Origin of the sequence: Anaerophaga thermohalophila DSM 12881 (assembly GCF_000191885.1) — a bacterium.
GTDB classification, from domain to species: domain Bacteria; phylum Bacteroidota; class Bacteroidia; order Bacteroidales; family Marinilabiliaceae; genus Anaerophaga; species Anaerophaga thermohalophila.
The window spans coordinates 182,241-194,431 of record NZ_AEWI01000001.1 but is presented as its reverse complement, the minus strand read 5'-3'; the positions used below and the strand labels follow the sequence as shown (position 1 = coordinate 194,431).

The following is a 12,191-nucleotide window of genomic DNA, read 5'->3' as shown; positions in this document are numbered from 1 at the left end:
TTTTGCAATTTATGAGGGCGAAACGAGCATGACAAGGTTTGCCACAACAAGAACATGTATAAAACTCTTACATGCGAGTTCCATTCGACCAATGACTTAGACTAATTTTATACGAATGAAAACCACGTACTTGTAAATGCACTGAAGAAAAAACAATAATTTTCAAAAATAAGTTAAAGCATAGTATTATGAAAAATTCGATTTTTACATTAATGCTGTTTGTTAGCTTGGGTGTTGTTGCCCAAAATCAGACAGATGTAAGTTTGATGTGGAAAGATTCAGAAAAGCAGGAGTCTGTAATTATTTCGGAAACCGGTGATCTGTATAACAAAGTGAAACATCATGGACCGGCCATCGAAAACGAATGGTTGGCACTGCGACTTTATTTTGATCATAAAGTGGCCATAGATGTCTACAATAAAACCAGGCCGGGCCTTGAGCTTGCCGAAGCGGAATGGTATCCAACCGAAGAACAGCAGAAACAAGGCTGGGGCGCTGATCAGTACAAAGTGGGTTCCACTGTGGGTTTGGGAGGCGTCCGTTTATGGAATCCGGAAACACAGGAAGAGATGTTCCTTAATCCGGTATCCAGACGCATTGCAAGGGTTAAGAAAGAGCCAGGCATCTCTTATATGGAAATGTTGTCAGAGGGCATTCCTTATATGGGGGATACCATTGATGTATTGGTGCGTGTGACTGTTTTTTCCGGTCACCGGGAAGCAAAAGTCGAGGCTTTTGCCCTGAGTTGTAAACCTGTTTATTTTTTTACCGGCATTAATTATCATGAAACAACGAAAACCAGACAAGCAGATAATTATATCTGTACCTGGGGGATTCATCCTGAGGATGTAGCTGCCTTTCAGCTGAATATCGGCGGAGCCATCATTTTCAATCCGGATGATTTTGAAAGTATTACCAAAGCACCGAAGCAATTTGAATTGATCTCCAAACCCACCAAGTATATTTCAACCTGGATCACTTCTGCCTGCGAAAGAGAATCAGAGCTTAATAATATGGATGCTTTCGTGAAGTATCTCAATGGTTTATCCCTGAACTGAACTAAGAAGTTATCATGATAGAAAGAAATAATCTATGGGTTTGGGTAGGAATTTTTATTCTGCTGGTTACCGGTTGCTCCCGGCCTCGGGAGTGTTCAAAAAAACTGTGTCATCCTCATTTAGAAATATTGGCTTTCACCACCAATTCTGTTAATGAAGAGGGGGGTCTAAAAAGACGAATTATTACTCTCTATGGGACTCTGTGTCAACTTCTTGAAATTCTGTGAAATAATGAATTACACAGAGTATTATAAAGTATGTATAAAGGTGTCACAAAGCTTTTAGACAACCCCCTCATTGTCACATAGAATTTTAACTACTCATTAACAATTAGTTAAATTCGTTTCAAAAAAACTCAAGGTTTGCAATACACAATCTTCGTAATTAATCTAAAAAAAGTCTTTTGGCATGTCTTTCATATAGATTTTCGAAAACACATTTCCCGATTATATCGGAGTGTTTCTCCAGAAATGAGTTAAAAGTATCTGTTTTTTCTGCAGCAAGCTTGTATGCTACGTGCACCAATTGCCGCAAATTTGGATTGTATCGTGGGTTGTCAGGAATATGGCGCAATGCACTGGCAAATTCTTCTCCCGTCCATTCTTTGACTTCCATTGCCGATGGTAATTTACTTTCATCAATATCGATAACATCGGCGTACGGTGCACACAGCTTTTCAATATTTGTAAGGGCACGTGAATAAAGGTCCTTAACAAATAACAGTGCTTCTCCACCGGCAAGAGCGAGTCCTATGACTTCTTCAAGCCAGGTGGTGCCAGCAGTCTTCAGGTGAAAACCTTTATTGTGTTTTTTCGACAACTCCTTAATAACCGGATATATTGAAAATTTATCAGAGCCGGAATGAATGCTTAGTTTTAGTTCTGACGGAAGGCCAAATTTTTTTATGGCGTAATCGATCACCATTAGGTTGGCTTCATACTCTTTCCTGAAGGTTTCAAGGTTACCTGCATAATCGACGCCTTTATTGAACCGTCCTGTAAATTTAGGAGCAATGGTTTGTACAGGAACATTGTAATGTGCCAGCATTGCGAGAATAAAAAATAACTCTGTCGGTGTTTGCGGGGCCGGCACTTCGTCCATCGATACTTCGGTAATAAAATTCCCTTTTCCTTTCGATGCTTCGATGTGTTTGTATGTTTCGCCTGCCATTTTGGCCGCATGGAGATACTGAGCGCAGATTTTACGCAGTTGTTCTTCAGAAACAGTAAAAGGCGTCTCAACTCCTGGAATGTTGATGGTTCCGATGTAGTTTTTCATTTTATCTACGAAAGCATCTTCTTCCGGGGCATCACTTTTTTTGCCGATATAACTTGCCACATCAATGGTGAAAAAGTTCGAACTATCCAGGAATCGATCGACGGTGTCCGGATTTATGTGGTCGGCATCAATGAACCATGGTTTGGTAAATCCGGCTGCTTTGATGGCTTGTTCGGCTGCTTTCAGAGTGTCTGCAGGTTTACTTCCGATGGTGGTATGTTCACGATTCGATTTGTTCCATACCGGAGTCACTTCAATGCCATTTTTTTCTGCTTCTAAAATGGTTTTAAGCTGCCACCCGGCCTCATGGGCGAACCGGTCACCCATGCCAAACGAATATTTTGTCAGTTTTTTCATCAGTATATAATTTAATTTTACTTAAGTTATTTATCGGGACTTATCTTATCATACTTTAATTGATGTCAGATGATTAGAGGTCAGATTCTTCGCTCCGCTCAAAATGACAAACAGCTAAGGTTAAGGTTAAGGTTAAGGTTAAGGTTAAGGTTGAGGTTGAGAGTTCACCACAGATGACGCAGATGAACAAAAATTATTTTTTATAACATCAATGAGTACAGTATAAAAAGCATATTTTTGTCAAAATCAAGGCGTTTTAAATTTTTTGTACCGGAGTTAACTTGCTGTTAATGAGGATGCAAAAATTTAAAACAACAACGAGTTTGGCAATAAAGATGCTTTTTAGACTGTGCTCATCAATAAAAATCACATTTTAGCCTGTTTGCTTTTTTTTAATTCTTCACTTCGTTCAGAATGACAGAGAGCCACTTGTCATTCTGAGGAGGTAACGACGAAAAATTTGTTCCTTGTTTTTTGTTTCTTTAATTTAATACATTACAAGTGTTTCGGTATTGATGATTTCAACAGGCTGAAATTCATGTTTCATCGTGATATTGTGCGCGGTCAGGTATTCAAAGAGTCTTTTAACTGCTTTTTCGGATTGTTCCATTGGTTTTTGCCCAATCAAAAAATGGATGATTCCTTTTTTCATGTAATCAACATTTTTACGCGTTAATTCATAACCAACGAGTATGGTTTCAAGTTTCCTTTTTTCTATATAACTCGCTATCACATGGGTTTTTGCGCTTGAAACCAGAATCGCTCCAATATTTGGATTTTGCTTGATGATCTGATCCATTTTTTCATCAACAACATTTTGATTGGTCACCGGAATTTCAACGGTAATTTTCATCCCGTTGTTTTTTCCGGTATCGAGGAAGTAACTCAGAAACCCCTGGTTCCTTCGATTCAGGTGGTGAGTGTTTTCCAGGTCTTTAGCCAGATTTACGATGAGAATGTCTTTTTCCGGGGATACTCCAAAATCAATCAGACTGGCAGCTACTCTTCCTCCCTGAAAGGCATCTTCCCCTATAAAAGATATGCATTTTGTATTGTCAATAAAAGTGTCGATAAAGACATAGGGTATTTCCCGGTTGTCCAGCTTTTTGCAAAACTGAATGGTCTCTTTTTTGAGAATGGGTGCCAAAATAACGCCATCGGAAGCATTGTTTAATATCTCCTCCGTACGTTTCTGAAATTCCCTTTCGTTGTGAAGTTCAAAAAAACGGTAGTCGATTTCGACGGAGAATGGTTGCAACTCATGCACAGCTTTTTCAATACCTTTTGGATGAGCCAGCCAGTAAATGTTGTCGTTTCCGCCCCGTGGAATCAGAACAGAAATTTTGTATGTTTTTCTTGTTGTAAGGGCCTGGGCAACGATATTTGGTTGGTAATTCATCTCCTTGACAATGGCAAGTACTTTTTCGCGTGTTTTTTCCGCCACTTCTCCACGATTGTGAAGAACTCTGTCAACTGTACCTATGGATACATTGGCTTTTTCGGCTATGTCCTTAATTCTTATATGCTTCATTGTCTGTAGAAAGATGCCGGTAATTATTTCATTGATGGAATGACTCCGTTTTTTAAGCGTTTTGCCGGCATGTTTTATAATGAAAAAATCTTAGTATCCCAAAATGGATGGTAACCACATTGATATTTCCGGAATAAAAGTTACAAGGAGCAGCACTATTATCATTGCTATATAGAAAGGTATCAAAGGTCTGATTAAGTTTTGGATTTTCAGATTTGATACACTACAGCCCACGAATAATACGGATCCTACAGGAGGTGTGCACAGTCCGACATTAAGGTTCAATATTAGAATCAATCCAAAATGAATTGGATCCAAACCAAGCTGAGTGGTCACGATGGGCAAAAATATTGGTGTAAATACCAGCACTGCCGGGGTCATGTCCATGAAAACACCTACAATCAGGAGCAGTAAGTTGATAATTATCAACAAAAGGAATGGGTCTGATGTTAATGAAAGTAATGCCTGACTAACGACATTTGGAATGTTTTCGAATGACATTATCCATGACAAGCCTATTGAAGCAGCAACTAAGAATAACACCATTCCGGCGGTTCTGATGGTTTTTATGATAATTTCAGGTAAGTCCTTAATTGTTACTTCTTTGTACACCAGCGCCAGAATTAAACTGTAAACGACTGCAATCGCTGCTGCTTCTGTTGCGGTAAAAATACCGGATATAATTCCGCCGATTACTACAATCAGCATACCCAGACTGGGGATGGCATCTATAAATTTTTTAACTGCCTGACGGAACGGAATTTTATCTGCAATGGGATATTTTTTCTTTTTTGCGTATATGGCTCCTACTAACATTAATGCCAGTCCGGTTAAAATACCTGGTATGTAACCTGCCAAAAACAATGCAGCAATTGAAGTTCCTCCACTTGCAAGGGCATATACAATGAGTACATTACTTGGTGGAATTGCTAAACCGGTTGTTGCAGATGTTACATTGATTGCTGTCGAGAAGTTTTTGTCATAGCCTTCCTTTTCCATTGGCGGGCCCATGATGGTCCCAATAGCGGATGCTGATGCTGCTGCGGACCCTGAAATTGCTCCGAAAAGCATATTCGCTACTACGTTCACCATTGCCAAACCTCCCGGAAGACGTCCTACAATCACTTTTGCAAATTCTATAAGTCGCATCGCGATACCTCCCGAATTCATTAATTGTCCTGCCAGTATGAAAAACGGTATGGCCAGAAGTGAAAAACTCTCAAGTCCTGTGGCCATTCGCTGAGCCATTGTTGCAAAAGCCGGTAAGGTATCGAAACTTACCAGCATCGTTGCCATTGCCGACAATCCAATACTATAGGCTATGGGTGTCCCGATAACAAGGAAAAAGATAAAAGTAAATATCAGCACATATATGCCTAAAACACCAACTTCCATGATAGTTCTATTTTATATTTTTGATTTCTTTGTTAAGTTTTATTATGTCGTCAATACTGTAATATAACATTAGTAAACCGCTGATAGGCAATATCATATATACATATCCAAGGGGTACCTGTAAGGCTGATGAAACCTGTCCCATCTGGAACCGTGTATAAGTCAGCCATGTCCCGCCTACAATCATTATTGTAATACTGAAAATAATGATAAGGATATTGATGAATATAAGTAGACGGTTTTTGTTTACTGGCTTCAATTTGTCGGGTAAAATATCAATGGCCAGGTGTTCGTTTTTCCCTTTTACATAAGCAGCTCCTGCCATGCCAACCCAAATCAGTAAAAATACGGCTAACTCATCGGTAAAGGAGCTGGGATTGCCAAAAATATAGCGACTGGCTACCTGCCATACAACATCAATGACAAGGGCACTCATTATTACGACCAGAAAAACTTCAAGTATCTTGTCTATTTTTTGTCTGAGATTCATGACTCAATTTTTTCAAATACTACTTTGATTACTTTTTTTCTTCTTCAGCATTTCCCTCTGATTCAGCCGGGAAAGTTCTGGCTGGAGCGACCGTTCTGATTCTTTCAACCAATGGCCATACTTTTTCATTGTCTTTGTACAGATCATAAGTGCTTTGTACCGCATCAATAAATGGTTGTTTGTCAGGTCGAATAATTTCAACACCTTCTTTCTGAACTGCTTCGAGTGCTTCACGTTCAGATTTATCCCATTCTTTTCTTTGTACCTGAACCGATTCCTTAACAGCCTGGTATAACCATTCTTTTTCCTGTTCCGAAAGTTTTTTGAGGACGTGTGTGCTAATGATAAGAACATCGGGGATTCTGGTATGCTCGTCAAGCGTATAATAATTACAAACTTCATAGTGGTGGGAAAGGTAGAAGCTTGGCGGATTGTTTTCTGCTCCGTCCACTACTTTTCCCTGAAGAGCTGTGTAAAGTTCGCCCCAGGAAATTGGTGTTGGAGAACCACCCATTGCCCGCACCATGGCAAAGGAGGTTATACTTTGCATTACCCTTATTTTAAGTCCGTTTAAATCTTCGGGTTTTCTAATCGGTACTGACGCATAGAAGCTACGGGCACCGGCATCGTAAAAACATAAGCCTGATAACCAGTAGTTGTCACCTTTATTCAGTATTTCTTGTCCGATTGGTCCGTCGAGCACTTTAAAAGCATGTTCTTTACTTTGAAAAAGATAAGGAAGTCCAAAAACTTTGTATTCCTCTACAAAACCTTCCAGTGCTGCTGCAGAGACTTTTGTTATATCAAGACTGCCCAATTGCAGGAGTTCCAGACTTTCTCGTTCGGAGCCTAAAATCCCGCCGGGATAGATATCTATTTTTAGTTTCCCGTCCGATAACTCTTCAACCCGTTCAGCCATTGCCTCCATGGCTATATGCACCGAATGTTTCTGGTCGAGAGTATGGCCCAGCTTTAATACTTTCACATCACTTTGTAATCCGCAACCTCCGGTGATGAGAAAAAGGACGGAAAAAATTAATGAAATTGGTTTATACATTGTTTTAAAGTTTTCCGGATAATTAGTGTCTGTTCATAAGGTACCAAACTGCTGATTTGCACCATTTTTACCCCTGACCCCTAAAGGGGAACTGCTAAAAATCAGCAGTTTGAAAAAGTCCCCTTTAGGGGATTTAGGGGTCAAAAGGCTTTTTAGACTGCACTCAAACATTATAGGTACTCGAGGCGGTGGTTCCGCCATGTCCCGTCCAGTTGGTGTGGAAGAATTTGCCGCGTGGTTGGTCTATACGTTCATAGGTATGCGCGCCAAAATAGTCACGTTGTGCCTGTAGCAAATTAGCCGGCAGACGATCGTGCCTGTAGCCGTCGTAGTAATTTAGAGCTGAGGCAAATGCTGGCGTAGGAACTCCGTTTTCAATGGCTTTTGCAACAACTCTTCTCCATCCTTCTTGTGCTTTATGGATTACTTCTTTGAAGAATGGTGCCAACAGCAGGTTGGTGAGATTTGGATTTTCGTCGAAAGCCTCTTTGATTTTAGCAAGGAAAACAGACCGGATGATACATCCGCCGCGCCACATCAGTGCTATACCGCCATAATTCAGGTTCCATCCGTACTCTTTGGCTGCAGCGCCCATCAAAGCATATCCCTGAGCATAAGAGATGATCTTTGAAGCATATACAGCATCGTGTAAATCCTTCAGGAACGCTTTTCTGTCTCCTTTAAATTCCGGTTTTGGCCCTTTCAAAACTTTTGAGGCCTCTACACGCTCTTCTTTTATGGCAGAAAGACATCTTGAAAAAACAGCTTCGCCTATCAGTGTAAGAGGAATCCCCAGTTCAAGAGCAGAAATGCCGGTCCATTTTCCGGTTCCTTTTTGGCCGGCTGTGTCCAGAATTTTTTCTACAAGCGGCTCACCGTCTTCATCTTTGAATGCTAATATGTCACGTGTTATTTCTATAAGGTAAGAATTGAGGGGACCTTCATTCCATTCTTTGAATACTTCATGCATTTCGTCGGGCGACATACCCAAAAGCTCTTTCATTATGTGATAAGCTTCATTGATAATTTGCATATCACCATATTCGATGCCATTATGCACCATTTTTACAAAATGCCCGGCACCATTTTCACCTACCCAGTCGCAGCAAGGGGTGCCGTCTTCTACTTTGGCGGCAATTGACTGAAATATGGGTTTTACTTCAGGCCAGGCTTTTGGTGAACCTCCCGGCATTATGGACGGCCCGTGCAAAGCGCCTTCTTCACCACCCGAAACGCCGGTGCCTATATAAAGCAATCCTTTACTTTCGACATATTTTGTGCGACGCGTGGTGTCAGGGAAGTGAGTGTTTCCACCATCGATAATGATGTCGCCCGGCTCAAGCAGAGGTATGAGATTATCGATGAGCTTATCCACTGCTTCCCCTGCTTTGATCATCATCATTACTTTGCGTGGCCGTTCCAGTGTTTGCACCAGCTCTTCAAGGGAATGAGTCCCTTTAATGTTTTTCCCTTTAGCCCGGCCATTGATGAAATTATCTACCTTTTCTGTTGTTCTGTTGAAAACTGATACCTGAAAACCCTTGCTCTCCATGTTGAGTACCAGGTTTTCTCCCATCACGGCCAGTCCGATTAGTCCTATGTCTGATAATTGTTTCATAACTGTCTGTTTTTTGTTATTTATTTTAGTTTCTTTATCCGTGTAAAATTAGTATAAGTTATTGAAATAATGCAACTTATCATGCTTTAATTAATATTAGATTCTTCGCTCTGCTCAGAATGACAAACAGCAAAGTAAGGTTGAGGTTGAGATTGAGGTTGAGGTTGAGGTTGAGAGTTCACCACTGTTGACGCAGATGAACACAGATTATTTTTATTAACATCAATAAAAATCACATTTTAGTCTGTTTGCTTTTTTAGATTCTCCCCCTTCGTCAGAATGACAAAGGGCCTCTTTTCATTCTGAGGAGGTAACGACGAAGAATCTGTTACCTGTTTTTGGTTTCTTAAATGATTAGAGGTTAATTATACATGTTCTTTTCAGACAAACCTTGTCATGCTCGTTTCATCCTTTTACTTTCCCGCTATTCAGCCACTCCATACCTATGTTTTTTCCATTTGTTTCCTGCCTGTCAAACTTCTGTCTGTCATTCGGTAAACCGATCTTTGTGTGCCCATAAACCCAGGGCCGGATTGGAAATGAAGAATATTTCTTCGCCATCCGGCATAATATTTTTTCCCTCTTTAAGTTTTTCCGGATTGTATTTTGTCATCATTTTTTCAAGTGGTGCATAATTAAAATTGACAGATTCAATCTCTTCTTTGGAAAGATGGCCGGGGCAATAAGTTATGGAGAATCGTCCTTCGGAACTGCCATGAATAAGATGTGCGGCAGCGCCAAGGTTCTCCTGTAAATCTTTATTTTCTTCGGTGGCTTTTAGCGTTGCCGGTGTTCCACGATATCCGTATTTACGAATCAATTTGTCAATAGCAGCATCTTCTCCGAACTCTTTCAGACCCGGTGCTAATACGATAAGTTCAGCTCCGTCGGCCAAAGCCATTCTGGTACGGTAAATGCTTTTATTTCCCAACCATGTGCTTTTAAATTCTGATGGATCCAAAAATACAACTACTTTTCTCAGTGGTTCCTCTGCCATTTCAAAGTTCACTTTGATGGAAAGGTCTGATGCTCTTTCAAATACTTCTTCGTCGTCACCGATAAATATGCCGCGGGCCACAAGGCCTTCTTTATCGTCATGACCAATAACGGTCAAAACATAAATAATTGGCAAATGTGAAGCAAATTTTTCTGAAGCATAATTCAGCACTTTTCTTACCGGATTGTTGGCTCGTCCCATAATTCTTTCCATGCCATAGGCTGCGCCGATAAAATGACTTTTGTTGATGCCTTCGGATCCTCCTGTGCCAACAAAGATATTTTTGTTGTAATTGGCCATTCCTATTACCTCATGCGGAACAACCTGTCCGATTGACAATATAAGATCGTGTCCCCCTTCGTTTACCATCTTGTTGACTTGCGCGGGCCAGTCGTAATCAATACGTCCGCCTGTAATCTCCGAAATATAGCTGCCGGGAACTATTCCAAGGGTAACCACATCGTTACGCCAATCGTGTATCCGGAATAGATTTCCGGGTACTCCGGGAAACATGTGGCTTATCTGCTGTTCTGTCATTGGGCTATGAGTGCCAAGGGCAGGTAATACATCGGTCAGTTTATCCCCGTAATATTCATACGCATTGGCTGTTAATTCGCCGGCTTTCGAGTGAAAGCGGGTATAATCGGGGGGAACTGCCAGTACTTTTCCCCTTGGACCAAGTTTGTCAAGAGCCGAAAATAAGGCCTCTTTCAGGTCTTGTGGACCTAAAACATCATTTTCCGAGCCGCGTTGATAATAAATCATATCGGTAAATTAAATAATTGACAATAAGCCGTTAATTTTTTTCAAAAGCCATTAAATCAGTTGTTTGTGTTTGAATGCATATTGGTGTTCAGATTCTGATTTCCAATGCCATTGCATTCATCTTGTTACATCTGATCTGCCTGTCCCCGGACAGATATCTAAAAAAATATAATGATCTATGAGTACAGTATAAAAAGCATATTTTTGTCAAAATCAAGGCGTTTAAAATTTTTGTACCGGAGTTAACTTGTTGTTAATGAGGATGCAAAAATTTAAATCAACAACGAGTTTGGCAACAAAAATGCTTTTTAGACGGTGCGCATCTATTGAATCTGACAGTCTCTTGTTTAAAGGAATAACCAAGGGGCATTTGTTCTTAACTGGCTGTTTATCTTTTGACTCTTGCATTACCACTCCAGAGACTCCAGACCATTTCTTCGTCGGCCGGTTGTGCATAGTCGGTAAGAAACGTCGTGGCCAATGCACCGGTTGCCCATCCGAATTGGACCCATTTTTCGGGTTCCCAACCTCTGAGTATGCCGTAAAGCAGGCCACCAACAAAGCCGTCGCCTCCGCCAATGCGATCGAGGACACGAATGGGACGCGGTTCTATGACTTCCCAATCATTACCCTGTAACATTATTGCTCCCCACAGGTGCTCATTAGCGCTGATAACCTGACGCAATGTTGTTGCAAAAACCGACGCATTCGGAAATGTTTGCTTCACCCGTTTAATCATTTCTTTAAAGCTGTCTATCTTATCGGCAATTTCTTTTCCGCCTGCTTCAGGGCCTTCAATTCCCAGGCATAACTGAAAATCTTCTTCATTGCCAATCAAAACATCTGATACTGATGCAATCTCTGAAAAGATGTCGCGTAACTCTTTTTCTCGTCCTTCCCAGAAGGATGCCCGGTAATTTAAATCGAAAGATATGACTGTTCCATGTTTCTTTGCAGCCCTCGCCAGTTCGAGGCAGAAATTGCCGGTATCGGGTGACAATGCTGCGATCAAACCCGATAGATGTACTATCTGAACGCCTTCTTTCCCGAAAATACGTTCCAGATCAAAATCTTTAGCGTTAAGCGTTCGTCCTACTTCGCCGGCCCTGTCGTTGTGGACGCGGGGGCCACGTCCGCCATAACCACTGTCAGCAATGTTAAACTGATGACGGTATCCCCATGGGCCTCCCTGTTCTACTTCAACTCCTTCGTAGTCCATGTGTCGGCTTCGAAGATTGCTTTTGATGAATGCTGCAACCGGACTCCCTTTTACGAATGTGGTGAGTACTTTTACAGGTAATCCAAGATAGGATGAGATACTGGCCACATTAGTCTCGGCACTGGTGGCTTGCATTTTGTAAATGTCACTACTGTGAACCGGTTGTCCGTTTTCGGGAGTGATTCTTACACCCATGCTGGTTGGTACCACCATTGCATATTTGCAATCTTTTCTGAGTTGTATTATATTCATAATCTGTTGATTTATTATTCGGTAAACCGATAAATTTTTTAATAAAGATGCTTTTTAGACCGGGCTCATAGAACAAAATTCAAGTATTAATCAGTTACGTTTGGGTTAATGTGCTTGGTATCAATTCAATAAAAATAATATTTTGTCTTATATCTAAAAATCTAATGACCTATT

At 40.8% G+C, this 12,191-nt stretch carries 9 protein-coding genes; 1 reads left to right on the top strand and 8 read right to left on the bottom strand.

Going from position 1 to position 12,191, the window contains the following annotated elements:
• Positions 1 to 188 precede the first annotated feature (188 nt).
• Positions 189 to 1,058, top strand: a complete 870-nt coding sequence (locus ATH1_RS0100930; protein ID WP_010416302.1) for a DUF4861 family protein — start codon at positions 189 to 191, stop codon at positions 1,056 to 1,058.
• Positions 1,059 to 1,442: 384 nt separating this feature from the next.
• Here the strand turns inward: ATH1_RS0100930 and ATH1_RS0100925 are convergent, their stop codons facing one another.
• From ATH1_RS0100925 to ATH1_RS0100885, 8 genes are all read right to left on the bottom strand, one after another.
• Positions 1,443 to 2,693 carry a tagaturonate epimerase family protein gene (locus tag ATH1_RS0100925; protein WP_010416300.1) on the bottom strand — a complete coding sequence of 417 codons (1,251 nt, stop codon included), beginning with the start codon at positions 2,691 to 2,693 and terminating at the stop codon, positions 1,443 to 1,445.
• Positions 2,694 to 3,180: 487 nt separating this feature from the next.
• Entirely contained in the window at positions 3,181 to 4,224 is a 1,044-nt protein-coding gene (locus tag ATH1_RS0100920; RefSeq protein WP_010416298.1) for a LacI family DNA-binding transcriptional regulator, read from the bottom strand.
• Between the two features lie 90 nt (positions 4,225 to 4,314).
• Positions 4,315 to 5,619 (bottom strand): TRAP transporter large permease, encoded by a 1,305-nt coding sequence (locus ATH1_RS0100915; RefSeq protein ID WP_010416296.1) that lies wholly within the window; start codon positions 5,617 to 5,619, stop codon positions 4,315 to 4,317.
• A 7-nt stretch (positions 5,620 to 5,626) separates the two neighbouring features.
• Positions 5,627 to 6,109 (bottom strand): TRAP transporter small permease, encoded by a 483-nt coding sequence (locus tag ATH1_RS0100910; RefSeq protein WP_010416294.1) that lies wholly within the window; start codon positions 6,107 to 6,109, stop codon positions 5,627 to 5,629.
• A gap of 28 nt (positions 6,110 to 6,137) precedes the next feature.
• Positions 6,138 to 7,166, bottom strand: a complete 1,029-nt coding sequence (locus ATH1_RS18725; RefSeq protein WP_010416291.1) for a TRAP transporter substrate-binding protein — start codon at positions 7,164 to 7,166, stop codon at positions 6,138 to 6,140.
• A gap of 163 nt (positions 7,167 to 7,329) precedes the next feature.
• Positions 7,330 to 8,784 (bottom strand): decarboxylating NADP(+)-dependent phosphogluconate dehydrogenase, encoded by a 1,455-nt coding sequence (gnd, locus tag ATH1_RS0100900; protein WP_010416288.1) that lies wholly within the window; start codon positions 8,782 to 8,784, stop codon positions 7,330 to 7,332.
• Between the two features lie 487 nt (positions 8,785 to 9,271).
• Positions 9,272 to 10,546, bottom strand: a complete 1,275-nt coding sequence (locus ATH1_RS0100895; RefSeq protein WP_010416285.1) for a nickel-dependent putative hexonate epimerase — start codon at positions 10,544 to 10,546, stop codon at positions 9,272 to 9,274.
• Positions 10,547 to 10,934: 388 nt separating this feature from the next.
• Positions 10,935 to 12,017 carry a sugar kinase gene (locus ATH1_RS0100885; protein ID WP_010416281.1) on the bottom strand — a complete coding sequence of 361 codons (1,083 nt, stop codon included), beginning with the start codon at positions 12,015 to 12,017 and terminating at the stop codon, positions 10,935 to 10,937.
• Positions 12,018 to 12,191: the final 174 nt, after the last annotated feature.

What these genes read in the sequence shown, in the direction of transcription:
- ATH1_RS0100930 (WP_010416302.1), top strand. Translation starts at nt 189, where the DNA reads ATGAAAAATTCGATTTTTACATTAATGCTGTTTGTTAGCTTGGGTGTT.
- ATH1_RS0100925 (WP_010416300.1), bottom strand. Translation starts at nt 2,693, where the DNA reads ATGAAAAAACTGACAAAATATTCGTTTGGCATGGGTGACCGGTTCGCC.
- ATH1_RS0100920 (WP_010416298.1), bottom strand. Translation starts at nt 4,224, where the DNA reads ATGAAGCATATAAGAATTAAGGACATAGCCGAAAAAGCCAATGTATCC.
- ATH1_RS0100915 (WP_010416296.1), bottom strand. Translation starts at nt 5,619, where the DNA reads ATGGAAGTTGGTGTTTTAGGCATATATGTGCTGATATTTACTTTTATC.
- ATH1_RS0100910 (WP_010416294.1), bottom strand. Translation starts at nt 6,109, where the DNA reads ATGAATCTCAGACAAAAAATAGACAAGATACTTGAAGTTTTTCTGGTC.
- ATH1_RS18725 (WP_010416291.1), bottom strand. Translation starts at nt 7,166, where the DNA reads ATGTATAAACCAATTTCATTAATTTTTTCCGTCCTTTTTCTCATCACC.
- gnd (WP_010416288.1), bottom strand. Translation starts at nt 8,784, where the DNA reads ATGAAACAATTATCAGACATAGGACTAATCGGACTGGCCGTGATGGGA.
- ATH1_RS0100895 (WP_010416285.1), bottom strand. Translation starts at nt 10,546, where the DNA reads ATGATTTATTATCAACGCGGCTCGGAAAATGATGTTTTAGGTCCACAA.
- ATH1_RS0100885 (WP_010416281.1), bottom strand. Translation starts at nt 12,017, where the DNA reads ATGAATATAATACAACTCAGAAAAGATTGCAAATATGCAATGGTGGTA.